The organism is Granulicella paludicola (assembly GCF_025685545.1).
Classification (GTDB): domain Bacteria; phylum Acidobacteriota; class Terriglobia; order Terriglobales; family Acidobacteriaceae; genus Granulicella; species Granulicella paludicola.
This window is the reverse complement of record NZ_JAGSYC010000024.1, coordinates 338,255-363,985: the sequence shown is the minus strand read 5'-3', so window position 1 is coordinate 363,985 and position 25,731 is coordinate 338,255. Positions and strand designations below refer to the sequence as shown.

26 protein-coding genes are annotated in these 25,731 nt (G+C 61.4%); 14 read left to right on the top strand and 12 right to left on the bottom strand.

Annotated elements, in window-relative coordinates:
• Positions 1–14: 14 nt before the first annotated feature.
• The gene (gene lnt, locus OHL14_RS10840; RefSeq protein WP_263379363.1) at positions 15–1,622 is read right to left on the bottom strand and encodes an apolipoprotein N-acyltransferase; all 1,608 of its coding nucleotides are present in this window, start codon (positions 1,620–1,622) and stop codon (positions 15–17) included.
• Between the two features lie 162 nt (positions 1,623–1,784).
• Between lnt and OHL14_RS10835 the strand changes: the two genes are divergently transcribed.
• Positions 1,785–2,117, top strand: coding sequence for a hypothetical protein (locus OHL14_RS10835; protein ID WP_263379362.1), 333 nt, complete (start codon positions 1,785–1,787; stop codon positions 2,115–2,117).
• 73 nt (positions 2,118–2,190) lie between these two features.
• Here the strand turns inward: OHL14_RS10835 and OHL14_RS10830 are convergent, their stop codons facing one another.
• Together OHL14_RS10830 and OHL14_RS10825 are read right to left on the bottom strand one after the other, a co-directional pair.
• Positions 2,191–2,757 (bottom strand): class I SAM-dependent methyltransferase, encoded by a 567-nt coding sequence (locus OHL14_RS10830; protein ID WP_263379361.1) that lies wholly within the window; start codon positions 2,755–2,757, stop codon positions 2,191–2,193.
• Between the two features lie 119 nt (positions 2,758–2,876).
• Entirely contained in the window at positions 2,877–3,269 is a 393-nt protein-coding gene (locus OHL14_RS10825; protein ID WP_263379360.1) for a bactofilin family protein, read from the bottom strand.
• A gap of 325 nt (positions 3,270–3,594) precedes the next feature.
• On the opposite strand from OHL14_RS10825, the gene OHL14_RS10820 reads away from it, so the two are divergent.
• The gene (locus OHL14_RS10820) at positions 3,595–4,350 is read left to right on the top strand and encodes a hypothetical protein (protein WP_263379359.1); all 756 of its coding nucleotides are present in this window, start codon (positions 3,595–3,597) and stop codon (positions 4,348–4,350) included.
• Here the strand turns inward: OHL14_RS10820 and menC are convergent.
• The 3 genes from menC to mazG are packed head-to-tail and all read right to left on the bottom strand — an operon-like array spanning position 4,347 to position 7,098.
• Positions 4,347–5,465 carry an o-succinylbenzoate synthase gene (gene menC / locus OHL14_RS10815; RefSeq protein WP_263379358.1) on the bottom strand — a complete coding sequence of 373 codons (1,119 nt, stop codon included), beginning with the start codon at positions 5,463–5,465 and terminating at the stop codon, positions 4,347–4,349. The genes OHL14_RS10820 and menC overlap by 4 nt on opposite strands.
• Positions 5,466–5,485: 20 nt before the next feature.
• Positions 5,486–6,259, bottom strand: a complete 774-nt coding sequence (locus tag OHL14_RS10810) for a GNAT family N-acetyltransferase (RefSeq protein ID WP_263379357.1) — start codon at positions 6,257–6,259, stop codon at positions 5,486–5,488.
• Positions 6,256–7,098, bottom strand: coding sequence for a nucleoside triphosphate pyrophosphohydrolase (mazG, locus tag OHL14_RS10805; RefSeq protein ID WP_263379356.1), 843 nt, complete (start codon positions 7,096–7,098; stop codon positions 6,256–6,258). Before mazG ends, OHL14_RS10810 begins: the two co-directional genes overlap by 4 nt.
• Before the next feature lie 66 nt (positions 7,099–7,164).
• On the opposite strand from mazG, the gene OHL14_RS10800 reads away from it, so the two are divergent.
• Positions 7,165–7,398 carry a DUF3311 domain-containing protein gene (locus OHL14_RS10800; RefSeq protein WP_263379355.1) on the top strand — a complete coding sequence of 78 codons (234 nt, stop codon included), beginning with the start codon at positions 7,165–7,167 and terminating at the stop codon, positions 7,396–7,398.
• Positions 7,399–7,449: 51 nt separating this feature from the next.
• Positions 7,450–9,456, top strand: a complete 2,007-nt coding sequence (uvrC, locus tag OHL14_RS10795) for an excinuclease ABC subunit UvrC (RefSeq protein WP_263379354.1) — start codon at positions 7,450–7,452, stop codon at positions 9,454–9,456.
• On the opposite strand, the gene ypfJ is transcribed toward uvrC, so the two are convergent.
• On the bottom strand, positions 9,453–10,373 hold the full coding sequence (ypfJ, locus tag OHL14_RS10790; RefSeq protein WP_263379353.1) for a KPN_02809 family neutral zinc metallopeptidase: 921 nt from the start codon (positions 10,371–10,373) through the stop codon (positions 9,453–9,455). The genes uvrC and ypfJ overlap by 4 nt on opposite strands.
• A gap of 152 nt (positions 10,374–10,525) precedes the next feature.
• Here ypfJ and OHL14_RS10785 point away from each other — a divergent pair, with 152 nt between their 5' ends.
• The 3 genes from OHL14_RS10785 (at position 10,526) to rsmA (ending at position 14,456) form a co-directional block, all read left to right on the top strand.
• On the top strand, positions 10,526–12,136 hold the full coding sequence (locus OHL14_RS10785; RefSeq protein ID WP_263379352.1) for an ArnT family glycosyltransferase: 1,611 nt from the start codon (positions 10,526–10,528) through the stop codon (positions 12,134–12,136).
• Between the two features lie 125 nt (positions 12,137–12,261).
• Complete coding sequence (locus OHL14_RS10780) at positions 12,262–13,638, top strand: APC family permease (RefSeq protein ID WP_263379351.1); 1,377 nt, start codon at positions 12,262–12,264, stop codon at positions 13,636–13,638.
• A gap of 5 nt (positions 13,639–13,643) precedes the next feature.
• On the top strand, positions 13,644–14,456 hold the full coding sequence (gene rsmA, locus OHL14_RS10775; RefSeq protein ID WP_263379350.1) for a 16S rRNA (adenine(1518)-N(6)/adenine(1519)-N(6))-dimethyltransferase RsmA: 813 nt from the start codon (positions 13,644–13,646) through the stop codon (positions 14,454–14,456).
• A 183-nt stretch (positions 14,457–14,639) separates the two neighbouring features.
• Here rsmA and ruvC read toward each other — a convergent pair whose 3' ends face one another.
• Positions 14,640–15,143: a crossover junction endodeoxyribonuclease RuvC gene (ruvC, locus tag OHL14_RS10770; RefSeq protein ID WP_263379349.1), complete on the bottom strand. Its 504-nt coding sequence runs from the start codon at positions 15,141–15,143 to the stop codon at positions 14,640–14,642.
• A 152-nt stretch (positions 15,144–15,295) separates the two neighbouring features.
• On the opposite strand from ruvC, the gene OHL14_RS10765 reads away from it, so the two are divergent.
• The 6 genes from OHL14_RS10765 to OHL14_RS10740 all read left to right on the top strand — a co-directional run bounded on the left by OHL14_RS10765 (position 15,296) and on the right by OHL14_RS10740 (position 20,159).
• Entirely contained in the window at positions 15,296–16,162 is an 867-nt protein-coding gene (locus OHL14_RS10765; protein ID WP_263379348.1) for an N-acetylmuramoyl-L-alanine amidase family protein, read from the top strand.
• On the top strand, positions 16,159–16,875 hold the full coding sequence (locus OHL14_RS10760) for a GerMN domain-containing protein (RefSeq protein WP_263379347.1): 717 nt from the start codon (positions 16,159–16,161) through the stop codon (positions 16,873–16,875). Before OHL14_RS10765 ends, OHL14_RS10760 begins: the two co-directional genes overlap by 4 nt.
• A gap of 3 nt (positions 16,876–16,878) precedes the next feature.
• A complete protein-coding gene (gene murI, locus OHL14_RS10755; RefSeq protein WP_263379346.1) occupies positions 16,879–17,706 on the top strand; it encodes a glutamate racemase in 828 nt (275 codons plus the stop codon).
• 176 nt (positions 17,707–17,882) lie between these two features.
• A complete protein-coding gene (locus tag OHL14_RS10750; protein WP_263379345.1) occupies positions 17,883–18,281 on the top strand; it encodes an EVE domain-containing protein in 399 nt (132 codons plus the stop codon).
• 151 nt (positions 18,282–18,432) lie between these two features.
• Positions 18,433–19,203 (top strand): enoyl-ACP reductase FabI, encoded by a 771-nt coding sequence (locus tag OHL14_RS10745; protein WP_263379344.1) that lies wholly within the window; start codon positions 18,433–18,435, stop codon positions 19,201–19,203.
• A 452-nt stretch (positions 19,204–19,655) separates the two neighbouring features.
• Positions 19,656–20,159, top strand: a complete 504-nt coding sequence (locus OHL14_RS10740) for a DinB family protein (RefSeq protein ID WP_263379343.1) — start codon at positions 19,656–19,658, stop codon at positions 20,157–20,159.
• A 78-nt stretch (positions 20,160–20,237) separates the two neighbouring features.
• On the opposite strand, the gene OHL14_RS10735 is transcribed toward OHL14_RS10740, so the two are convergent.
• Entirely contained in the window at positions 20,238–21,749 is a 1,512-nt protein-coding gene (locus OHL14_RS10735; RefSeq protein ID WP_263379342.1) for a DUF5060 domain-containing protein, read from the bottom strand.
• Between the two features lie 56 nt (positions 21,750–21,805).
• On the opposite strand from OHL14_RS10735, the gene OHL14_RS10730 reads away from it, so the two are divergent.
• The gene (locus OHL14_RS10730) at positions 21,806–23,083 is read left to right on the top strand and encodes a metal-dependent hydrolase family protein (RefSeq protein ID WP_263379341.1); all 1,278 of its coding nucleotides are present in this window, start codon (positions 21,806–21,808) and stop codon (positions 23,081–23,083) included.
• Positions 23,084–23,219: 136 nt separating this feature from the next.
• Here the strand turns inward: OHL14_RS10730 and OHL14_RS10725 are convergent, their stop codons facing one another.
• The 3 genes from OHL14_RS10725 to OHL14_RS10715 form a co-directional block, all read right to left on the bottom strand.
• Complete coding sequence (locus OHL14_RS10725) at positions 23,220–25,058, bottom strand: ABC-F family ATP-binding cassette domain-containing protein (protein ID WP_263379340.1); 1,839 nt, start codon at positions 25,056–25,058, stop codon at positions 23,220–23,222.
• 113 nt (positions 25,059–25,171) lie between these two features.
• Positions 25,172–25,480, bottom strand: coding sequence for a hypothetical protein (locus OHL14_RS10720; RefSeq protein ID WP_263379339.1), 309 nt, complete (start codon positions 25,478–25,480; stop codon positions 25,172–25,174).
• Between the two features lie 24 nt (positions 25,481–25,504).
• Positions 25,505–25,708, bottom strand: a complete 204-nt coding sequence (locus OHL14_RS10715) for a superinfection immunity protein (protein ID WP_263379338.1) — start codon at positions 25,706–25,708, stop codon at positions 25,505–25,507.
• Positions 25,709–25,731: the final 23 nt, after the last annotated feature.

The window sequence follows — 25,731 nt, the reverse complement described above, 5'->3', positions numbered from 1 at the left end:
CGAGGGTGCGCACGTCAGGCAGCAGCGCGTGTCTGGCGGCGATTGACGCCTACGATGAGCAAGCCCACTACCACTCCCGCACAGAGCCACGCGAACCAGTCCCCGTGCTGCGAGTAGAAGCTGATGTCGTCACGATAGCCGAAGGCTACCTGCATCGACGAGCGAATGTGACGTGGCAACGTGTCGATGACGCGACCCCGCGGATCGATGGAGACGGTGATTCCCGTATTTGTGGCGCGCACGATCCAGCGGCGATTCTCAATGGCTCGCATACGCACCATGTCGAGGTGCTCCCATGGAGCACTGGTGTCGCCGTACCAGCCGTCGTCGGAGATGTTGACAAGCACCTGCGCCCCGCTCTGCGCGAAGCGGCGCATATCGTCACCGAAGATGGACTCGTAACAGATGAAGACGCCGAAGGTCCTGCCGTCGGCGTTCAGCAGCGTGCGCTGTGTGCCGGGAATAAAGTTCAGGCCATCGAGTAGGTGTCCTACGAAAAAGAAGAGCGGCTTGTAAGGCGTGTATTCGCCAAAGGGGACGAGATGCATCTTGTCATAGTGGCCCGCATAACTCCCGTCGGCGAGAAAAAAGCTGGCCGAGTTATACAGATCGGGGTGACCATTATCGTTGATCGCTGCAATGGCCACATCGTTCACGATGACAGGAGCCTGAGCCTTCATGGCAAGCTGGCTCATCTGCTGACGAAGGTATGGGTCCGAGTCGATGAAGTCGGTGGGTCCCTCCGGCCATGCGATGAGCTGCGAGCGAGCGTCGATGGAATGATTCAGCAGATCGCGGTCGCGAGAAGACAACGGTACTGCGGGATGCAGGCTGAGATCTGAAAACGATTGCAGCATGTGCTCTTTCGTCTCGGGCACGGCTTCGCGGCCGACGCCAAGGTTCTCCTGCAGCAGGGTGGCGATGCCGGTCTTCGTCTCCGTCGTTGCTGCGGGGTGATGCATGGAGGCTGCGGCTACAAAAAGAACAACAGCGGCTGCGATGACCGGAGCAAAGTAGGTCCTTTTACGACCCGCAAAAGAGATACGCAGCATCCATAACGCGTTGATGGCGACAACGACAAACGATAATCCCATAACGCCTGTAAGTGGCGCGAGCTTCGTAAGTGTGAGGCTATCTACCTGTGTGTATCCAAGCAGATCCCAGGGAAATCCGGTGATGCGGGCGCGCGCTAACTCAACAGCAACCCAGATAAAAGGAGCAGCGATCAATGTTTTATTGCGGGACGTAAGATTGCGGATCACACCGATCAGCAGACCAAAAAGCGCATGATAGAGGCCGACATAGAGAGCGAACAGAAAGAGGATGCCTGCAGATGCGGCGGCCGGAATACTTTCATAAACATGCATAGTCCGGTAGATCCAGTAGCAGTTGCCGATATACCAAATAACTCCCGCAAGATACGCTATCAGCGCCGCTTGCAGAGGCCGCAGAGGCTTCTCGTGACGATCTTCATGCAGCAGAGCATAGAGGAGCGGGACCAGACAAAACCACGCGAAAAACCGCGCCCATAGAGGTGTCGGCCCAGTTATGGGGAATGGCAATAGCTGCAAAAGAGCAGAGAGTATCGACAGCGCCCACAACCGTAAAGCGATAGATTTCATCTCACTTAAGTCTAGCATTGCAGGTGCTAGAGGCTCTTTTTACGACGATATTCATGTTTGCAACGTGTTTGCGATCTTTATCTCGAGAGGGATAGAGTAAAAGAGTAAGTTCGACCACGCTATCTGCTGAGCTACGGGGAAGATAGAAAGGAACACTGAATTATGGATGTGAGCAGTATTCTTGCCGAAATCGATGCAAAGATCACTTCTTTGCAAGAAGCACGCGCAGCGATTGTGTCTTTAGAGACAGAATCAACACCGAAGGCTAAGCGAGGCAGGCCGAAGGGCAGCACCAATACAATCAAGCCCGCAAAAGTTGCGAAGAAGCGTAATCTGTCTCCCGAAGGACGCGCCCGGATTGCAGCAGCGATGCAGCGGCGCTGGGCAAAGCAGCGTAAGGCGGCCAAGGCCGCAGTCCCGAAGAAGGAAGTTGCTGCTAAACCAGTGGCCCCGAAGAAGGAATTATCCGCCAAGGCGGAAGCAGCCAGGAAGTAATCTTTGAAAGAGCGAAAGCTGAACAAAGTAGGGGGAGCCAAAGGCTCCCCCTACTTTGTTCAGGCTATGTGTTTTAACGAACTGCGATGACCTCGCGTACATTGTCCTTCCCCAGGAAGAAGCGAACGTTGCTGAAGCCTTCGAGAAAGCGTTCTACCTGACGCGTCTGGTAGACCTGACGGACGGGAAACTCACCGCCGTCAAGCACAACGAGATCGTCGCTGTCGGAGAGTTGATAGCGTGAGAAGGCAGTCTCCGGTCCAGTGAGCTTCCCATGAAAGAAGGCAAGCAGACGGCCTTCTGGACGAAGCACCTCGCGAAGACGAGCAAACAGCGCGGGCACCATCGACGAAGGAAGATAGTTTGCCGTATCCCAAAGCAATATCACATCGAAGTCGCGGCCGGAGAAGTCCAGATTTGCTGCGATGAAACGCTCCACGTCGAAGTTGGCATCAAGATCCGTTGTAGCGGGCGCGCCGTCTTCCGCAGGCTTCAGCCATTCGGGGCGGGTGGCGTCCTGCACGATATTCGCCATGTAGACGCTGTGACCGAGCGAGGTGAGGTAGTTGATATTTGCCGGCGAGGTCAGACCGAAGTCCAGCACCCGCAGTGAATCGGTCTCCTGCAGATGGCGTCGCACATCTCCCCAACCGCGGGAGTGGCGCGCGGGGCGCTCAGACGGGGTGGAGGACCCGGGTTCTCTTTTCGACCTGTTGAACATGCAAACCGCCTCCGCAGCTGAACGAACGTGACCGACGCTTAGGGCCTAACGATGGACGGCAGCACATCGAACGAACCACCTGAGACGGAGAGCGGCTCCGAGGAGCGTGAGGGGTCGAGATTACCACGCAGACTGGCGCCATCTTCAATGGATAACCGCGCCGCGAAGACATCGCCCTGCACTACGGCGGAGCCGCGAAGCTGAAGCAGACCGGAGGCGCGAATTTCGCCTTCGAGACGGCCCAGGACGATGACATCCTGCGCGATCACGGTGGCGCGCACCTGGCCGTCGGGACGAATCGTAAGGCAGCCGCCTTCCAGCCGGATGACACCTTCGACCTTGCCGTCGACGGTAAGGTTTTCAGTGCCGGAGATTTCGCCGCTGATTTTTGTGTGGGGGCCGATGACTGTCTTGCTGTCGGTAGAGGTCATAAGAAGATTTCTATACTCCTGTGCAACCGAGGCGCTCGTCCGCAGGTGGTGCAAGCTCGACTATACGCAACCGCCGAGAGAGAAACAATCGCTGCGGGCAGGCAGCTTGCAGGGAGAACCACTCGTCTAACAGGTGACAATGGATTTGAACTAACGTTGCGGGGAAGCTAAGGGGCGGAACGAGCCGATGGGGTGGAAGATGCATGGGAAGAAACACAGAAGGCCCCGGGGGATCCAAGCGGGCGCTTACGCACTCGTAGCACTGATCAGTGTAAGTTGCTGCGCGGCGACGCCATCTGAACCAGCAGGGGCTGCCTCCGCGTGGGTGCAGGCAGCGGTGCACAACGAGGTGCAGATCCTGCAGCAGCAAGGCACCTTTTCCGTGCAATATCGTGAACGCAAGATCGACGCGAAACGCGATACCACCCGGTTAATGATCGAGGCGAAAGAAGGCGGCGTAGCCCGCCTGATCGAACGCGACGGGAAGCCGATCTCCGCTGCGGACGATGCAGCCGAACGCGCTCGCCTGCAGGACGCACTGCAGCACCCGGAAGAGTTTGTGCGTCACCATCGTCGCGATGCCAGCACCCGCAATGATGCGATCGAACTAGTGAAGCTCATGCCGAAGGCCATGCTCTACACCTACACACCGGGGCAGCCGCAGCTACCCGATGTGAAGGCACAGCAGATCGTGCTGGACTACACACCCGATCCCAAATTCCATCCGCCGACGATGCTCTCGCAATCCCTTACCGGACTTGCCGGTCGCGTGTGGGTCGATGAAGAGACGAAGCATGTCACGCGTATCGAAGGCCATGTGTTACATCCAGTCAATTTTGGCTTCGGCATCCTCGCACGACTTTACCCCGGCGGGACAGTTGCGCTCGAGCAAGTCAATGCTGGCGACGGCCACTGGATCTACTCGCATGTGGAAGACCATCTGGTGGTGCGCGCCATGATGATAAAGACCGTCAACAACAATGTTGATATGCGCTCGTCGCACATCGAACCGCTTCCCGCGCTGGTGGGCTATCAGGAAGCGATTCGCATGTTGCTGGCCGCACCGGTTCCGTTGCTCTAGGCCGTTGGTCGCGTGAAACTCTGGCGACGGACAGTGATCGCTTCAACGCGTTCGCGCATCACTTCATAACCCCTGCCAACGCTTGTCGGCACCGTGATCGTGCCTTCCGAACTGACGGTGACCTCCGGCTCGATCACATCCTGCGACCAGTAGCGCTTCGACGCGGAGACGTCGCCCGGCAGAGAGAAGTTAGGCAGAGAGGAAAGTGCGATGTTGTGCGCGCGACCGATGCCCGTCTCCAGCATGCCGCCGCACCAAACCGCGATGCCAAAGCTCTGCGCCACATCGTGGATCGCAATCGCCTCCGTGAATCCACCTACGCGACCGACCTTGATGTTGATGATGCGACCGCTGCCCAACTCGAGCGCGGCGAGGGCATCGCGCTGATTGCGAATGCACTCGTCCAGACAGATGTCGGTCTTGATGCGGCGCTGCAGCTCAGCATGGAAGAAGAAGTCGTCATACCAGAGTGGCTGCTCGATCATTAGCAGCTTGAACTTGTCCCAGCCGGCAATGTGCTCGGCATCCGAAAGCTGATACGCGGAGTTGGCATCGCAGCTCAACAAAATATCAGGCCAGCGCTCGCGCACCATCTCAAAGATGTTCGTATCCCAGCCAGGCTTGCACTTCAGCTTGATGCGCTGATAGCCAGCGGCGACCTCGGTCGCGATCTTTTCCATCAGCTTCTCCGGCGTGGGCTGAATGCCAATAGAGACACCGCACGGAATGACCTCGCGCGTACCGCCCAGCAGCTTCGAAAGCGAGACCTTCTGTTTCTGTGCATCAAGATCCCAGATCGCGTTTTCGAGCGCGGCCTTCGCCATGCGGTGCCCGCGCACCTGCGCAAAAAGCTCAGGGCAGTCGCGACCGGAAGCGATGTCCGCCTTCAGCAGGCGAGGCACGAGTTCGGTCTCCGTAATGATCCAGGCTGTATCGATCATCTCGTCGGAGAAGTAGGGATGCTCACCCGCTACACACTCGCCCCACGCAGTGAAGCCTTCGCTCTCAATCTCAACAACAAGGATGCGGCGGCTCGTGGTGACGCCAAAGCTGGTCTCAAACGGATGGGCGAGCGGCATGTTCAACTCGCGCAGATGGATGGCTTCAATCTTCATTTTGATCTTCCTTTCGTAACTTAATAGCCGAGCGGCTCGTCCCATTGGCCCAGCAGAAAGCGGCCATCGCCCTGCGGAGTACGTTCATATCCAATCACAGCCAGACCGCGAGCGAACGCCGATTCCAGCGCATCGGCATTCGCCGCCTGGACTGCGCGAGCCTTGGGGCGATCCTCATCTGACGATTTCCAGTCAGCAAGCTCTGCAGGCACCTCGACATGCTCCGTCGGCAGAATCACTGGACTCTCCCCCGCCAGCACGCGACAAACACGATCGGAGTTCAGCCACCACTCCGCAAAGATGCGGTCGGTCGGCAGGCCGCCATGCAGCGGCGAACTGGAGTTGCCGTAAAAATCATGTTTGTACCGCCGTGTAATGGCACCAAGCTTCGCAAAATTCAGATAGGAGTTCTTGATCTCCAACGGATCGAAGGTCCACTCCATCAAATCGATACCCCGAGCGATAGCATCGTCGCGCTGCGCCAGCTTCAAGCGGCGACCCACGCCAGCATTCCGCCACTCCGGCAGCACCGCCAGATGGTGCGAGTGCAGATACGCATGGCCGTTGCGCACGCCAGGCAGACCCATCGCGTAGCCAACGAGCGTATCGCCCTCGTAGGCGCCGAGCACCTGCCCACCGATCTGCGAGGCCAGCAGGAAGACCTTCTGCGTCATCATGCCCGAGAGGTCGTACCCCCACACCGCATCTTGCAGGACCACGCACTGATCGAACTGGTCGAACTCCGTCAACGCCTCGATGCGGATCGCATCGGGTTTTGTTTGCGTGCCGCTCAAACCTTCTCCTCCGTCTGCTTGGCCTTCGACCATAACTCTTCCAACTCATCCGGCTGCAGCGCGCCGAGAGCCACCGAGCCACCGGCACTCTTCTCCATCGCAGCGAACCGCGCGCGAAACTTGGCATTTGTCCGGCGCAGCGCGGTCTCCGTATCGACCTTCAAATGCCGTGCAAGGTTCATCGCCGTAAACAATAAATCGCCGAACTCGGCCTCGACGTTATTGTTGTGCTTCGCCTCTACCTCAACCATCAACTCGGCGATCTCTTCATCGAGCTTCGCGAAGAGTCCGCTGGCATCGGGCCAGTCGAAGCCGATCTTCGCCGCCTTTGAACCGAGCTTGTAGGCTTCGAGTGTCGCAGGCATGGACCGAGGAACGTCGTCCAGCATCGACTCCGCGGCGGGCTTCGCCTTCTTCTCTTCGAGCTTGATCTGCTCCCAGTTGCGCAGCACCGCTCCGCTGTCAGAAGCGGCCACTGTGGTCCCATCTTCCGCCGGAAAGATGTGCGGATGGCGCCGCACCAGCTTCGCACTCAGGTTTTCGGCGACATCCTTCAGGTCGAAGTAGCCAGCCTCTTTCGCCATCTGAGAGTAGAACAACACCTGCAGCAGCAGGTCGCCAAGCTCATCCTTGAGATCTGGCCACGCGCGGCGTTCGATGGCGTCGAAGACCTCATAGGTTTCTTCGAGCGTGTGCCGCTTGATGCTGTCGAAGGTCTGCTCGCGGTCCCACGGACAGCCGTTGGGAGCACGCAATTTTGCCATGATCTCCGCAGCGCGCTGCAGGGCTTTGCCAGCATCCACCTTCGAATCGAGTTGTTCTCGCTCCACTTCGGACATACCTCAAGCTTAGGGCTTCCTCGCGCGAAGGGCAAAGTCCGCACCGCCGCATGGAGCATCAACCGCATGAAATGGTACGATTTGCCCATGGAGACTCCGCAAAAGAGCAAACGCCGCATGAGCTGGCAGGTGTGGGTGATGCTCGCGCTTCCCTACCTCGCTCTGTGCTTCCCTGCCCTCTATGTGCGGACGACGCCCACCCTCTTCGGTTTCCCGTTCTTCTACTGGTACCAGTTTGCCTGGGTTGTGATCACGTCGTTGCTGCTCTTCGCGGTGTACCGCAAGCTGAAGTCCAGCTAGCTCAGCCGAAACACGCTCCGCCCGGCCGCGTTCTACACTGGTAGTTGCGGCATGGATCTCTTCGAGAAAATTCGCACGCTCCCCACCGGCCCCGGTTGCTACCTCTACAAAAACGCAGAGGGAGAGATCATCTACGTCGGCAAGGCCAAGAACCTGCGCTCGCGGGTTCGCTCGTACTTCCTGAAGGCCAACCAGCTCTCCAACCGCAAGACCGGCTCGCTCATGCGCGAGGCTGTGGACATCGAGTACATCACCGTCGCGAACGAGCGCGAGGCCCTGGCACTCGAAAACAACCTCATCAAGCAGCGCAAGCCACGCTTCAACATCCTGTTGCGCGACGACAAGACCTACCCCTACATCAAGCTCACGATGGGCGACAAGCATCCCAAGGTTTTCGTCACCCGCAAGCTGCGCAAGGACGGCGGCGCGTACTTCGGCCCCTACTTCCCCGGCAACCTCGCGCACCGGCTCGTCGATGTCATCCATCGCAGCTTCCTCATTCCCAGCTGCAAGGTCGACCTCAATCGCTATCATCCGCGAGCCTGCCTGCAGTACTACATCAAGCGCTGCCTCGGCCCCTGCGTCGAAGGCTTCGTCTCACCCGAGGACTACCGTCAAGCCATCAACGATGTGCAGCTCTTCCTGCAGGGCAAGACCGACGAGCTCGAAAAGCAGTTGACCCTTCGCATGGAGCAGGCCGCCGAAGCGATGCAGTTCGAGCTTGCTGCGCGGCTCCGCGATCAGCTCGTCACCGTCAGCCAGTCTCTCGATCGCCAGCGTATGGCCTCTACTGGCGACGAGGACGCAGATGTCTTCGGCTTCCACTTTGAGAAGGACATGCTCGCTGTCAACCTCTTCCACATGCGCGGCGGCAAGATGGTCGATCGCCGCGATATGTTCTGGGAAGACCTCACCGACCTAGCCTTCGACGTGTCCGCAAGTGACGAGGCTGAAATCTCCGAGACGCTCGAGCCTTCGCCCGGATCGTCGGCCCCTGAGGTCGAGGCGGACGACGCAATCTCCGACCAGCACTCCGTTCTCTCCACGCCGGAAGAGCCCGCGGCTTTCTCGCCGGCGGCCTTCTTCTCCGCTCTGTTGAAACAGCTCTATCTCGATCAGGGCTACGTCCCGCGCAGCATCTACGTGCCCGTTGACTTCCCCGACCGCCAGCTTCTTGCCGACGAACTGCGCGAACGCAGCGGCCACAAGATCGAGATCGCCGCGCCCCAGCGCGGAGACAAGCGTTCGCTTGTTGACCTCGTCTGCCAGAACGCCAAGCAGAGCTACGATCAGCGTTTCCGCGTGCTGCAGCCTAGCATCCAGAACATGCAGGAGGCGTTGCAGGAAGCTCTCACACTCGCCGAACCACCCGAGCGCATCGAATGCTTCGACATCTCGCACATCCAGGGCGCGGAGACGGTCGCCTCGATGGTCGTGTGGGAAAAGGGCGGCATGAAGAAGGCTGACTACCGCAAATTCCAGGTGAAGACCGTCAGTGGCGTCGACGACTTCGCCTCCATGCGCGAGATCATTCACCGGCGCTACAAACGCCTGCAGGACGATAAGAAGCCGATGCCCTCACTCATTCTCATCGACGGCGGCTTGGGTCAACTGCACGCTGCTGCTGCTGCGCTCGAAGAGATCGGCCTCACCACGCAGCCGCTCGCCTCCATCGCCAAGCGCGAGGAGATCATCTACGTCCACGGGCAGGAGGACGATCCCGTCGTGCTCGATCGCCGCTCACCCGTGCTGCACGTGATCCAGAAGATTCGCGACGAATCTCACAGATTTGCCGTCACGTACCATCGCAAACGCCGCCAGATGCGCGACCTCACCAGCGAGCTCGACGAGATTCCAGGCGTAGGAGCTATCACCCGCCAGCGCCTGTTGGAACACTTCGGCAGTGTTCGAGCATTGAAGCAAGCAGCGGAGAAGAACTCCGACGCCCTGCTCGCTGTCGTGAACAAAGCCACCGCCGCGAAGATCCAAAAGTTCTTCAACGGCGAAGCTGAGATTGGAAAGAACGAAGACCTCGTCCAGATCGCAACGAAGAGTTAGTTCAGTCCGGCAAAGGTGTTGCAGCTAGCCGGATCGCCACTATTGAAACCCTCATTGAACCAGTGCTCACGCTGAGCCGACGAGCCGTGCGTCCAGCTCTCCGGACTTTCCGCGCGGCCAGACATCTTCTGCAGATGATCGTCTCCCACAGCAGCCGCAGCCGAAAGCGCATTCGCAATATCGCCGTTCTGCACAATGCCGCGCTGTTGCGCCGAGTGTGCCCAGACACCCGCGTAACAGTCCGCCTGCAGCTCCAGAGCCACCGAGTTACGGTTCTTCTGCGAAGGGTGCTCCGCGTCCAGCTGCTGCAGCTTCGCCTCGGTGCCCATCAGGTCCTGCACATGATGGCCCAGTTCGTGCGCCAGCACATACGCCTGCGCAAAGTCCGCCGTGCTTCCACCGAAGCGTCGCAGGTCATCCCAGAAGCTGAGATCGATGAACACCTTCTTGTCCGCCGGGCAATAAAACGGTCCCGTTGCCGACTGCGCCAGGCCGCAGCCATCCGCATTCGTTCTTCCGCGAAACAGTACAAGCGTCGAATGAGTATAGGTACGCCCCTCTTTCTGAAAGATCGCCGTCCATGTCTTCTGCACGTCGTGCAGCGTGAACTCGATCAACTGCACATCGCGTTTTTCCGCCGCGGACTGCTGCACAGGTGCGCCCGGCTCTCTCATTCCGGGTTGCATGGGCTGCATCTGTTGCGTGGGAGCCACACCGCCGCCATGCAGAAACGCTCCAATAAAATTCCTGCCCGTGAGCAGCGAGATCACAACGAGGATGATGATGCCTACGATGCCAATGCCACCGCCCCCGAAGCCGCCAAATCCACCGCCGCCAAATCCATCACCACCACCACCTCCCGAGTCTCCTCGGCGGTCTTCCACATCGCTACTGTCGTTATCCGGCGTCCATTCCATCGTCGCTGCTCCTTACCCATCGTTTGCGTAGTTGGATGCCGCCTGGCATCTCTGTGTCACTTGCAAGAAGGACCGCGCTATCTTTCTAACATGTGACGCCGATTCCTTCACGGAACCGGATAGCCTGTAGCGACGTACTTCCAGGTATATCCATGACCACGACGATCGTTCGCCCCTCCGACCCCACGTTGCGCTCCGCATTGCGACTCGCGCTGATCTTCGGCACGATCAAGCTGCTCTTCCAGTTCGCGCTTACGCTCTACACCCAGCACATCGGCTACGGCTACTTCCGCGACGAGTTCTACTACATCGCCTGTGGTCGCCACCTGGCCTGGGGCTTCGTCGACCACGGCCCCATCGTAGCCATCCAGGCCCGGCTCGGTGAACTGCTCTTCGGTGACTCCCTCTTCGGCATCCGCATCCTCTCCGCTGTCGCCGGAGCCATCACCGTCTTTCTCACCGGCATCATTGCCTGGGCCATGAACGGTCATCGTTCCGCCCAGGCGCTCGCCATGTTCGCCATCCTGCTCACGCCCCAGTACATCGGCGTCGACGGCTTCCTTTCCATGAACTCGTATGAGCCCGTTTTCTGGATGCTCTGCGCGCTCGCCGTCCTGATGCTGCTGCGCGGAGCCTCCGCCTCCGTCTGGTGGACAGCCTTCGGCCTGTCCGCAGGCATCGGCCTGCTCAACAAGCCGTCGATGACCTTCTTCCTCATCGCCGTAGGCGTCGGCGTGCTCTGCACCTCGGCTCGCCGCGTCCTCTGGTCCCGCTGGGCTATCGTCGGTATCGTCCTGATGTTCGCTATCGCGCTGCCGAACCTGCTCTGGCAGATCCACAATCACTGGCCCACACTGGAGTTTCTGCAAAATGGCCGGGCGCGCGGCAAGAACACAATTCTGAACCCGCTTCAGTTCTTCCTTGCGCAGTTCGTCATGCTCGCGCCGCACAATGCGCTCCTCTGGATCACCGGCATCGTCGCTCTGTTGCGCGCAAAGTCCACCCGCCTCTCAAAAGATCAAGATGCTCGCTGGTTCGGCATCACCTTCCTCGTCTTCTACGTCATGATGGACGCGATCCACGCTAAGGACTACTACCTCGAAGGCATCTACCCCGCGCTGTTCGCCGCCGGAGCCATCGCCTGGGAGCATCGCTACCGACTCTCTCGCCGCGTCTTCGAAGGTCGCATCGTCGCCTTCCCCATCCTCGAAACAGTCTTCCTCGTACTGAGCCTCATGATTCTCCCCATGGCCTCGCCAGTGCTCCCGCCCGCGCAATGGGTTCGCTACACAAACGCGCTGCATCTGCATCACGCCGAATCCGAAACCAGCGAAACCGGCCCACTGCCGCAGTTCTTCGCGGACCGCTTCGGCTGGCAGCAGCAGGTCGATCTCGTCACCCAGGCCTATCGCTCGCTCACGCCCACCGAGCAGCAGCACGTCTGCCTCTTCGGCTCGAACTACGGCGAAGCCGGCGCGATCGACTTCTTCAACGGCACCGAGCACCTCGGCCTGCCGCCCGCCATCAGCGGCCAGAACAGCTACTGGGGCTGGGGCATGCACGGCTGCGATACGAACATTGTCATCGCCGTCGTTGGCGACACCCGGCAGCAGCTCGCAACAAAGTACGAACACGTCGACCTGATCGGCCAGATCGACTCCCCCTACGCAATGCCCTTCGAACGCCACCATCACATCTGGCTTCTCCGAGGCGACAAACGGCCGCCGCCGTTCGACTGGCGCGACGAGCGCTTCTATTTCTAACTCCCACAAGTCTGGTGCCCCATGTCCCGCTTCTGGGACATGGGTTTGCAGAATTCCCCTTCCCCGCCACGCTCGTTCGCACTTCACTCCTGTCTTCTCACTGCCTCTCTGATACCCTCGCTGCAATGACCTCGCCCTCGCAGCCCATCAAGCACGAGCTTCCGCGCGTCCTTAGCGCTACGAACGCGCTCGCCATCGTCGTCGGCATCATCATCGGCTCGGGCATCTTCCTGGTGCCGCGCGAGATGATGGCCGCCGTCGGCTCCTCACGCATGGTCTACGCCGTCTGGATCACCGGCGGTCTGCTCTCGCTCTTCGGCGCCATGAGCTACGCCGAGCTTGCCGCCATGAAGCCCCGCGTCGGCGGCGAATACGCCTTCCTGCACGACGCCTACGGTCCGCTCACCGCCTTCCTCTACACCTGGACGTGGACTACCGTCGCCAAGCCCGCCTCCATCGCGACCATCGCCGCCGGGCTGATGCGCGTACTCGGCACATTTCAGAGCTTCGCCTTCCTGCACACCGAAGCCGTCGCCCACCTGCTCTGGAGCCAGGTGCTCGCCATCGCCGCGACCTGGCTCATCACCGGCCTCAACATCGTCAGCACGGTCGACTCCGCCAACGTGCAGACCGCGCTCACCTGGCTCAAGGTGTTGATGATCGTCGTCATCGCGGGCTTCTGCTTCACCAGCCTCCAGCACGGCAGCTTCCACAACCTCACCACCAGCTTCACCGGGGCTCGTGGTGGTATCGCAGGCTTCATGGTCGCGCTGATCGCCGCGCTGTGGGCCTACGACGGCTGGAGCGACGTCTCGCAGATGGCAGGCGAAGTCAAAGATCCGCAGCGCTCCATGCCCCTCGCGCTTGTCGGCGGAGTCGCCATCGTCGGTGGCCTTTATATGCTCACCAACGCGGCCATTCAGTACGTCCTCCCCGCCGCGACCATCGCCCACGCCGAACGCCCCGCAGCCGACGCGATGCGGCTCGTCGCTGGCAACGCCGGAGCCGCGCTCGTCTCCATCGGCATGGCCGTCAGCATCTGCGCCACCTTCGTCGGCAGCTCCCTCTCCGGCGCGCGGGTCCCCTTCGCCGCGGCGCAGGATCGCCTCTTCCCTTCGGTCCTCGCAAAGATCCACCCGCGCTTCCACACGCCGTACGCCAGCCTTATCATGCAGGCCGTCCTGAGCACACTCCTGCTGCTTGCCATCGGCAAATTTCAGGCGCTCTTCTCGCTCGCCATCTTCTCCGAGTGGCTGTTCTACGCGCTCACCACCGCCAGCGTCTTCATCTTCCGCGCCCGCGAGCCCGAGACACCGCGCCCCTATCGCGTCACCGGCTATCCCGTCGTCCCCGCTCTCTTCGTTCTCGCTGCTCTAGCACTGCTCGTCTTCAGCTTCATGGACCAGCCGCGAAACTCCGCTCTGGGCACGGTCGTCATCCTCTGCGGCATCCCCGTGCACTACCTCTTCCAACGCAGGCAGCAGCGGCAACAGGCACAATAGAGGTTGTGAGCAAGAAACCCAAGCTAGGACAAAACTTCCTCGTCGACGAGAACGCCTGCCTCCGCATCGCCGACGCCCTCGGCGACATCAGCCAACGCACCGTCGTCGAGATTGGCCCCGGCCACGGAGCCATCACCGGTCTCCTGGCTCCTCGCTGCGCGCGCCTCCACTGCATCGAGTTCGACCCCGCTCTCGCACGCGAACTCACCTTCCGCTTCCGCAACGACCCCCACGTCACCATCCACCACGCCGACATCCTCGAGACCGACCTCTTGCAACTGAGAACGGACAACGGAGAACTCACAACTGGCCCCCTCGACGTCGTCGGCAACCTGCCCTACTACATCACCTCGGACATCCTGCTGCACCTCTTCGCCGTCGCCCGTCAGGGCCTGCTCGCACGTGCTGTCGTCATGATGCAGCGCGAGGTCGCCGACCGCATCGCCGCGCCACCCGGCGTCAGCGACTACGGCCCACTGAGCGCCTTCACCCAGCTGCACGCACAGGTCACCAACCTCTTCACGCTGCCACCGAGCGCCTTCAACCCACCGCCTGATGTCTACTCCACCGTGGTGCGCCTCGAGTTCGCCTCCCGCTTCACCGAACTTGGCGTCGAACCCGAAGCCTTCAACAAGTTCCTCCGCGCCAGCTTCGCGCAGAAGCGTAAGACGCTCTCCAACAACCTGCGCAACGCAGGCTACACCCCCACGCAGCTAGCTGAGGCCTGGCCGCAAGACCTAGCCCCGCAGGTCCGCTCAGAAGCGGTACCACTCGAACAGATGGCAACGCTCTTCAGGTCACTCAATAAAACCGTTTGACGTTGTCATCCTGAGCGCAGCGAAGGACCTGTTTGTGGATCACCACGACTCCGGGTGCCCCATGTCCCGATTCTGGGACGTGGGTTCGCAGAATGATTGACTCACCATAACTGCGACTCCATAGCTAACCAAAGCAGATCCTTCGCTGCGCTCAGGATGACAAAGATAGAGAGTTAGCGCTCCCTACCGCCGCAGATTCGCTTCCGTCTGCGCATGATGAATGTGGCAGATCGCGATCGCCAGCGCGTCCGCCGCGTCCGCAGGCTTCGGAGCCTCTTCCAGCTCCAGCAGCCGCGCCACCATAAACTGCACCTGCTCCTTCGCCGCCAGCCCGTAGCCCACCACTGCGCTCTTGATACTCAACGGAGCATACTCAGCCACAGGCAGCCCACAGTTCGCCGCGGCCAGCATCGCCACCCCGCGCACCTGTCCCAGCTTCAGCGCGCTCTTCGCATTGGCGGAGAAGAACACCTCTTCGATCGCCACCACCTCCGGCTGCCAATGCTGCAGCAGCGCCGTCAGCTCCGAGTACACCTGCGCCAACCGCAGCGGCGTGCGGTCCTTCTTGCTCAGCTTCACCGCGCCCGCGCACAGGTAGTTCAGCCGCTGGCCACGCGTCGTCTCCGACACCTCGACCACACCATAGCCGGTGAACTCCGTCCCGCAGTCGATCCCGAACACGCGCATGGGTTGAGTCTACCTCCGTGACCCTGGAACCTTTTCATCTCCCCCAGACATTGTCATCCTGAGCCGCTGGCGAAGGACCTGCTTCTGTTGCTGCAACAACTGCCAACCCTCCTCCCACAACCCAGCCGGTACAATCAACCGGTAGACAGACCTTGACCACTCCATTCACCTCCGGCCGTCTCACCCTCGCCTGCGCTCTACTGCTTGCAGCCTCCGCGCGAGCCCAGACCGCCGACCCGGTCGTCGTCGCCCACACCCCCGAAGATGCGGCCACCACGCTACTCCCCGGGGTTATGAATCGCACCACCATCGTCCTCGATGCCTCGCACGGCGGCACCGATAGCGGCGCCCTTATCGGCGAGGCTGGCAGCAACTCCGTGCAGGAAAAAAACGTTACCCTGGCCCTCGCGCTTAAGCTTCAGACGCTGCTTACCGCGCGCGGCTTCACCGTCGTGATGACCCGCACCGGCGATGCCGCCATCAAACCTAGCTCCCCCGGCGCAGGCATGACCCTCGACGACCGCGCTGGGATCGCCAACCACGCCCGCGCCGCCGCTTGCCTGCTGATCCACGCCGCCGCCAGCGGTCACGGCGTTCACCTCTACACCTCCGAACTCGACGGCGTCTCCGCCGAAGCTCCTCTACTGCAGTGGTCCACCGCGCAGGCAGCCTGGATCTCCAGTAGTGCTCAGCTTGAAAAGCAGCTAGGCGACTCGCTCCAGCTCGCCGGCGTTCCGCGCACACTCAGCCGCGCCTCTGTCCGCCCCGTTGATTCCCTCACCTGCCCAGCCATCGCCATCGAGCTCGCACCCGAAAGCGAAAGCGCACTCTCCGTCAGCGACAGTGGCTACCAGCAGCGTGTCGCACAGGGCATTGCCTCCGCGCTGGAGCAGTGGTCCAAGCAGGTGCAACCGCCTCCGCGCGTCGCTCCGGCCCCCAAGCCCAAACCGGCCTCAATCCCCACTCCGGCCCCCGCAGCGACGCCGCACCCCATCCAGATTCCGGGAGCCCAGCCATGATCCAGCGCCATCAGCGCATCGTCTTCTGGTGCCTCATCGCCTGCATCGTCGGCATGACCGCGCTGCTCGTAGTCGAACGCCAGCGTGGCCGCGACCGCGTCTCCCGCCTCGCCGACCAGACACCCCTCGACGCCCCCACCGGCCCCACCGAATCTGTCACCCTTGAGTTCGCCAACGATAACGATGGCAGCCTCCACCCCGGCAAGCGCGATATCGCGCTTCCCATCGACGAGACCTCCCGCGCCCGCGCCCTGATCGACCACCTCATCACCCAGTACGCTCAGCCCGGCTCTGCCCATCCACTGCCACCCAACTCCGCCGTGAACGAGGTCTTCCTCCTTCCGCTGCCCGTCGTCGGCTACGAGCCTTCCAACACTCCGTCCGCCCTGCATCCCGACCGCAAGGCCACCACCCTCGTCGGCTCTAAAGACCCCAATGCCCTTAAGCCGAAAACCGTCGGCGGAGAGCTCGCTGTGGTCGACCTGCGCAGCAGCTTCGCCGACGGCCATCCCTCCGGCGTCGAAGTCGAGTCGCTCACCCTTCTCTCCATCGTCGGCACGCTCCATGCCAACCTGCCGCAGATCGAACAGGTCCGCTTCCTCGTCGACGGCATGCCCCGCGAGACCCTCGCAGGCCACGCCGACCTCACCCGCATCTATCCCGCGCGTGATCTGTCTGACGCAACCCCCGCCACCGACGAGGGCAGCCACTAGCCCATGTCCGCCCCCGGCACTCCCTCTGCGCACGGCCCTGTCATCGGCGTCTTCGACTCCGGCTTTGGCGGCCTCACCGTCCTGCGCGCCCTGCTGCCACGCATCCCCGGCGCGCACTATCTCTATGTAGGCGACACCGCCCGTCTACCCTACGGCGCAAAGTCGCAGGCCACCATCGCGCGCTACGCCGTCGAAAGCGCCCGCCTCCTCGAGCAGCGCGGAGCCGAATACCTCGTCATCGCCTGCAACACCGCCACCGCTCTCGCCCTGCCCGAGATTCGCGCCGCCGTCTCCATCCCTGTCATCGGCGTCATCGAACCCGTCGTGCAGGCCGCGCAGCAGAAGCACCCCGGCGGCAACGTCCTCGTCCTCGCCACCGCTGCCACGGTGCAATCTCGCGCCTATGCCCACGCCTGCGACGCTCACGGTCTCCACGCCACCGAAAAGGCCTGCCCGCTTCTCGTGCCGCTGGTCGAAGAGGGCTGGATCGATCACCCCGTCACCCAGGACGTCCTCCGCATCTACCTCAGCGAAGCTCTCGCAGACGCTACCCCGCAGGCCGTGCTTCTCGGCTGCACGCACTACCCTCTGATTGCCAAGCAGATCACCGCCATGCTCTGCTCCCTCGGCTCCACCGCCGAGGTCATCGACTCCGCCGAAGCCACCGCCGCCGAGGTCGAGCGCGTCGTCAACGCTCCCAAAAACTCCACCGCTCCCGCAGCCACCTTCGAGTGCTTCGCCACCGACTCCGTCGAAAAGTTCCAGCGCCTCGGCAGCCTCTTTCTTAGCCGCCCCATCGCCACCGTCCACCTCCTCGACCTCGGCGGCTGAGTCCAGCTTGGCAGCGAAGCCAGCGCCAAAGCCCGTGATCGCGAAAGCACGTCATTCTGAGCGAAGGCCGCAGGCCGAAGTCGAAGAACCCCGACGCTCTCAGCCCCGCCCAAACCTTCGCCTTTTTCCAACCGGCGCTCCTTTCTCCACCCTCCTCTCTCCTCTAAACTCTTCCTATGCCCTATCTCCTCAAGTCCGAACCCGAAAAGTACTCCTTCGACGACCTCCTCCGCGACGGCGAAACCATCTGGGACGGCATCAAGAACCCCCAGGCGCTCATCACCCTACGCAACATGAAAAAGGGCGAAGACTGCGTCATCTATCACTCGAACGAAGGCAAGGCCGCCATCGGTCTCGCCAAGGTCGTCTCCGTCGAGCTGGCCCCGCCCGAGCCGCCCTCCAAGATGACCACCCCCCTCGTCAGGATCAAGGCTGGCAAACGACTCAAGCGCGAAAAGCCCCTCGCCGAAATCCGCGACGCCGCTGTCTTCCACGGCTCCATCATGTTCCGCCAGTTCCGGCTTTCCGTCGTCCCCCTTACCGACGAGCAATTCGACTGGCTCGTCCACGGTTAGAAGCGCGGCGACTCCGGGTGCGGGTGCCCCATGTCCCGCTTCTCGGACGTGGGTTCGCAGGATTCATCCCTCCACCGTCACTCCTCTAAGCTAAAACTGCTATCCTTACCCTCGTTTGCATAACGGCGTTCATCGCCCAGGAGTTCGCACCATGATTGATATGAAGGGCAAAGTCGCCGTCATCCTCGGCGTCGCCAACAAGCGCAGCATCGCCTACGCCATCGCCGAAAAGCTTGCCGCCGCCGGTGCGACACTCGTGCTCAGCTACCAGAGCGACCGCCTCAAGAAGGCCTCGGAAGAGCTGCTCGAATCCCTCGGCCAGGCCAGCACTGGCCTGCTCGTCGAGTGCGACGTGGCCAGCGACGACGCCATCTCCGCTGCCTTCGCCCACATCCAGACGAAGTTCCCCGAGATCCACACCCTCGTCCACTCCGTCGGCTTCGCTCCCAACATCAAGAACGCCGTGCTCGACACCGCGCGCGCCGACTTCGCCGTCGCCAACGACATCAGCGTCTACTCGCTCATCGCCATCGCCCGCGTCGCCGTGCCCAAGATGCCCGAAGGCTCCTCCATCCTCACGCTCACCTACTACGGCGCGGACAAGGTCTTCCCCAACTACAACATCATGGGCGTCTGCAAGGCCGGTCTCGAGGCCGCCGTCCGCTACCTCGCCGCCGAGCTCGGCCCCAAGAAGATCCGCGTCAACGCCATCTCCGCCGGCCCCATCAACACGCTCGCCGCACGCGGCATCGGCGACTTCGCCACCATCCTCGACACCGTCACCAAGCGCGCCCCACTTCACCGCAACGTCGAGCAGGACGAGGTCGGCAACACCGCCCTTTTCCTCTCCAGCGACCTTGCCAGCGGCATCACCGGCGAAATCACCTTCGTCGACTGCGGCTTCAACGTCACGGGTATCTAGTTCTACCCTCAGAGATTGTCATCCTGAGCGCAGCGAAGGACCTGCTGTTTCCCTGGAGCGGCACAAGTGTTCGAACGACGGCCACAACTGCTCCGCGATCTCGCACTCTATGTGCTAATCAGCCTCGCCGTTGTGGCCGTCGTTATTGTTTGCGCGGAAAACAGGTGGGGAGCCGGATGGGGCCGTTGGCTACTTCTCATCCTCACAACCGTACTCATCTTTTATCACTGGATCAGGTCCGGTCGCCGCCTCTGGCGGCAGCGATCCTTCTGGTACGTCTCATCTGCACTTTTCATAGGGCATATGCTTCTTTGGCTTGCAGCCATGCGGCACTTTGCTAACTTCCAACCCAATCTTCTTCTCACTCTCTTGGAGTTCGTGGCAATCTGGTTTGTAGCTGACTGGCTGCATCCACGGTTCGCCCGTTACAAAATGAAGGGAGTACCGCGTTTATGACCATCGCTGAAATGCTGTTGCAGGACTTCGACACCGAAATCTCCAACACGCGGCGCACCCTGGAGCGCGTCCCCGAAGGTCAGAATGAGTGGACGCCCCACGAAAAATCGATGAAGATCGGCAAGCTCGCCACGCACTGCGCCACGCTGCCCATGTTCGGCGTCTATATCGTCGAGGACGAAGGCATGGACATGGCGAACTCCACACGCCCACACATGGACTTCAACTTCACCACGCGTGAGGCTTGTCTCAAAGCAGCAGACGAGGCAGCAGAGAAGTGCCGCGCGGCCATCGCCTCGGCCAGCGATGAGCACTTCGCCGAACTCTGGCCTTTCCGCTTCGGCGAGCAGTTCATCTCCAACGAGAACCGCCTGAAGACCTTCCGCCTGATATGCCTCAACCACCTCATCCACCACACCGCGCAGCTCGGTGTTTACCTCCGCCTCAACGGCATCCCCGTCCCCGCCCTCTACGGCCCCTCCGCCGACGAGCAGTGGTAACCACAAGGCTGGGTGCCCTCTCTTCGCGACAACTTCATCGTCGCTAAGGTGAGATGAACCATCGCCACGCCGCGCCTGCTACACCTTCCGAAACCGCACCGCCTGATACGGTCGCCCACTCAACTCGATGTCGCTCTTCCCCGTAAACGTCCCCGGCAGCGCCAACACCGTCATCGCCCACGGATCAATCAGCTCACCGCGAAACGTCACGCCCTCCGGCAGCGGAAACACGTAGCTCGCAGGCCGGTGAAAGTCGAAGTAGTACAGATACAGCTCGCCCTTCTTCCCCGCCGAGCGATAGTACGCATCCTCATACTGCTCCATTCCAATCGCGTCCTCGTACACCAGTTTCCGCAGAAACGCGATCCGCTCCGGACTCTCGCCCAGCAGCACCGCGCCATCCGCCGATAGCCCATCCTTCGCTCCCTTGCGCGCGATCACCTCGCCATGCGTGCAGTACGCTCCCGCCGTCACCACCAGCCAGAACCGCCGCGTCAGCTCTTCGCCCGTCAGGTTGCCCCAGCGTCGCGCCAGGTTGCCCTCGTACATCACCTCGTCGAACACCACGGGCTTGCCCCACGCCTTCTTCCACTCCGGCACATGATCGAAGTCGTACACCTGCAGGCTCGCATGCGTCACCCACGGCTTCGCATAGTCGTACATCGGCCCACTGTGATGGATCGACCGCAGATGCCCCGCAACATCCGCCTCCTGCACCACGCGGAACAGATGGTCCCACTCCTCCATGGTCCACGTCTTCAGCAGGTCATACTCATTCGCCAACGACCACCACACATTGCGCAGCGATCCCAGCCGCGCAATCACATACCGCAGATAGCGCTCGTTCACCTCCTGCGGCATCTGATCGTATCCCCACGGCTTGCCGTACGGATGAAACAGGATCACATCCGCCTCAGCGCCCAGCTTGCCCAGGTCTGCAATCCGCTGCTCGAAGTGCCGGAAGAACTCCGGATCGAACCGTGTGAAATCCAGCTTGCCCGCCACCATCGGAAACGGATGCCGCTCCGGCTCGCCCGCATCGAAGGTCTTCGGCATCACGCACATCCGCACCTTGTTGAACCCAACACGCTTCAGGTTCGCCAGCGTCATCTCCTGCAGCCGTTCACTTTCGAACACCCACGCATAGCAGGTCGTCCCAAACGGAAAATACCGCGTCCCATCCGCATAGCGAAAATGAAACCGCTCCGTCACGCCCACCGGCCCATGATTGCCTTCGGTCGGAGCCACGCACTCGAACTCCCCATGCGCTCCATTGAGCTCCTTCTCCGCGCTGCGACTCACCCACCGCCACACGCCCGGCTCATCCGGCATCCACCGCACGCGGTACACGCCGTCACCGTCATAGAACCCGGCCACGCGCACCGTACGCACTCCCTGCGTGTACTCTGCTGCCACCTCAACATCCACAAACGGATTCCCCGCCATCGACCCATGCAGCACAATCTCATGCACGCCCCAGCGCTCCACCGTTGCTGCCGCACTCACCGCGCGCGGAGCCGCCATCGACCCACCACTCACAGCCCCCAGAGTCCCCGTTACCGCCAGCTTCAACGCTTCCCGTCGATCCATCAAAACTTCTCAGCCTCTCTTTCAGCAGAGCCGCGCTTGCAGTATCCTCGCAGCACATGACCAACCTGTGCCGCCTCGCCACCTTGTGCTTCTTCGCAGCCTTCACAGCCGCCCGCGCGCAACAATCCGACGCGAAGCCCATCGTACTCCACGCCGCGCGCCTCCTCGATGTCGTCGAAGGCAAGACACTCTCGCCCGGCGAAGTCCTCGTGGTCGGCACTCGCATCGTCGCTGCAGGCACGCATGTCGATCATCCCGCCAACGCACAGGTCATCGACCTCGGTGACACCACGCTGATGCCCGGCCTCATCGACGTACATACCCACCTCTTCCTGCATCCCGGAGCCGAAGACCTGCAGACCGTGCAGGAGTCCGTCCCCTCCCGCACACTCTCCGCTGCGGCCGCAGCCAAAGCCGACGTCCTCGCAGGCTTCACCGCCGAACGCGACATGGGCACCGAGGGTGCGAAGTGCGCCGACGTAGCCGTGCGCGACGCCATCAATCGCGGCGACATCCCCGGACCCCGTATGCGCGTTAGCTGCAACGCCATCGACATTCTCGGCGGCCACGAGGACGCCATTGGCTACAACCCCGACCAGCACGTCCTCTCCAACGCCGACTACGCCAACAACGCCGACGAGATCGTCGCCGTCATGCGTCAGCAGCGTAAAGAAGGCGCCGACTTCACCAAGATCTACGAGAGTGGCAAAGACCGCCTGAACAATGGTGTTTTCTCCGCCCCCTACCAGTACACCGAAGTGGAACTCGCAGCAGCCGTCACCGAAGCCCACCGCGTCGACTCCTTCGTCGCAGTCCATTGCACCTCAGACCCCGGCGCACTCTATGCCGCGCAGGCAGGCGTCGAAACCATCGACCACGCCAATAAACTCTCGCCCGAAACCATGAAGCTGATGCGCGACAAACAGATCTTCGCCGTACCGACCTTCACCATCTCGCAATACAACGTGCGGCACTCCCAGCAAAATGCTGAGAAAGCCCGCACGGCCTACGACCTGCATGTCGCCGAGTTCAAGAAGCAGCTCGCCGCAGGCGTCCCCTTCGCCGTTGGCTCCGACGTTGGTCCGTTCCCACACGGCACCCAGGCACACGAGTACGAACTCATGGTCGAGTACGGCATGAGCCCAGCCGACGTACTCCGCGCAGGCCTGATCAACGGCGCCAAGGTCCTCCACTGGCAGGACAGCATCGGTCAGCTCAGGCCCACCTTCTTCGCCGACATTATCGCCGTCCCCGGCGACCCTCTCAAAGACATCTCCGTGCTCACCACACCCCGCTTTGTCATGAAGAACGGCGAAGTGCTCTTGCTGAAATAGTCTTCGCAAACACGATTGCTTTTGGAAGTCATCCTGAGCGTAGTGAAGGAGCTGCTTCTTTCCATGCCCTTGCAAACAAGATAGGCGAGCGCCAGACTTAGCGCTCGCCTCTCGTAATTACCTGAGAGGTAGCCAGCTACCCGCCAGCCTTCTCCGTCAGCTCCGCCCACCGAGCATACACAGCATCATGCTCATGCTGCGCGGCCTCCATCTCAGCCAGAGCCTCCGTCAGCAGCGTCGGATTGCTCGTCACCTCAGAGTCTTCCAGCCGATCATGCGCCGCCGACATCCGCGTATCCGCCTTATCCACAAGCGCTTCAATGCCATCGAACTCGCGCTGCTCCATGTACGACAGCTTCTTTTTGCTGCCCGCACTCTTCGCGTCGCCGGTCGCCTTCGCGCTGTTCGCCGCCGCCTGCTGGGCCGCCGCATAGCCGCTGTCGCTGCCCTTCCACTCTTCCCACTGAGCGTAGTCCGCAAACGTCCGCGCGTGGCCCTTGCCATCCAGACCCAGCACAATGTTCGACACGCGATCCAGCATGTACCGATCATGCGTCACCAGCACCAGCGCGCCCTTGAACTCCAGCAGCGACTCTTCCAAAATCTCCAGCGTCGGAATATCCAGATCGTTCGTCGGCTCATCCAGCATCAGAACATCTGCCGGCTGCAGCATCAGCCGGGCAATCAGCACACGTGCTCGCTCGCCACCGCTCAACCGCTCTACAGGCTGATTCAACTGCTCGCTCGTAAACAGAAACTTCGTCGCATAGCTCGCCACATGCACCACGCGGTCCTGGTACATCACCGAGTCCGAATCCGGTGCCAGCGCCCTGCGCAGCGTCAGCGTCGGATCGATCTCACGCATCTGTGAGAAGTACACGATCCGCAGGCTGTTCGCCCGCTTCACGGTACCCGAAGTCGGCTCCAACTCGCCCGACATCGCCCGCAGAATCGTCGTCTTGCCGCTACCGTTCGGTCCCACCAGACCGAGCTTCATGCCGTTCGTCAGCCCAAAGCTCACGCCCCCCAGAATCTCGCGACCACCCAGCGAAATCGACACATCCTCAAACTCGATCAGCCGCTTTGTCTGTCGGTCCGTCGCCGCAAACTCGATGCCCGCACTCGCCGTCCGCGTGCGTGCATCCACCTCGGCCAGCTTGCCGATCAGCTCATGCGCATTATCGATCCTCGCCTTCGCCTTCGTCGCGCGAGCCTTCGGTCCGCGCCGCAGCCAGTCAATCTCCGTCTTCACGCGATTCCGCAGGCCCTCCTGCATCTTCGTCTGGGCCTCCATGTAAAGCTCGCGCCCCTCAAGAAACTTCGAGTACGTTCCCCGCACCCGCAGCACGCCCTCGGCGTACACGCGGCTCAGCTCCACCACCTCGCTCGCCACGTTCTCCAGGAAGTAACGATCATGCGTGACGACCACGCACGCAAACCGCGCCGACCGCAGCGCGCCCTCAAGCCACTCAATGCCCTCAAGGTCCAGATGGTTCGTCGGCTCATCCAGCAACAGCACATCGGGGTTGGTCACCATCGCCTCAGCGATCGCCAACCGCTTGCGCCACCCACCCGAAAGGCTCGCCGCCTCCGCATCCATGCGAATTGACGTATCCGCGCCATCGTCCGCAAAGCCAGCGCGGCCCAGCGTCTCACGCAGCCGCTGCTCATGCTCGTTCTGCGGCACACCCGTGCGATCGAGCGCCGCTTCCAGCACGCTGCGCACCGTGTCGCCCTTCTCGTACTCGGACACCTGCTTCACATACCCGACCCGCGCACGCTTGCGCACCGCCACATCGCCCGTGTCCGGGTCCTGCTCGCCCGCCAGCACAGCCAGCAGCGTCGACTTGCCCGCACCATTCGGGCCAATCAGCCCGACGCGGTCGCCTTCATTTACAGCGAAAGAAATATTTTGGAAGAGGGGCGTTACACCAAAGCGCTTGCTCACGCCTTGTGCATTCAGAATAGGAGGCATCCCTTATAGTGTAACGGAGCAGGGCACTGTTCTTTTGCTTGTCATCCCGTAGTGATCTGCATTGGCCTTTGCTTGCCATTCACACCACTAGCAGGACCGGGTAGACGCACCGTCTACTCCAGATCAAAATCCCGCAGCGGCTTACCCGTCATCGGTGATTCCTTCGCCTTCTTCACCGCTTCAGCGAACTTCTTCGCCATCAGGTCGTCGCGGTTCTTCTCCGCAGCCACCGACTGCGCAAACAGCGACTCGCGCCGTGCATCGGACTCCTTCAGCGCCTTCGCCGCCGCTCCAAAGTCTTCGAAGGTCTTCTTGCGCGGCGGCGCCGTATGCGCAATCACGCCGCGCGAGACCGGATCGATGGTCAGCATTCCCCCGCACTCGGGGCACATCACGTCAAACGGCTGGTCGCTCAATCCCATGGCTGCAAATCCTCAGCAGCCATTCTAGTACCGGCGATAAGGCGCGTACACATATTGCAACTTCGGCTCACTGGTCGCAGCCCACAGCAGCGCGACAAACCAGCCAATCACCGTCCAGCCGAGGAACAGATTCAGGAAAAAGATGCCGACCGTGCTCCGCGAATGACGCAGAACAGCAACGACCGTCGGTAAAAAGTGGATGAGGCAAACTGCGAACAGAAAATGCATGGCGTACAACCTCCAAAAAACAA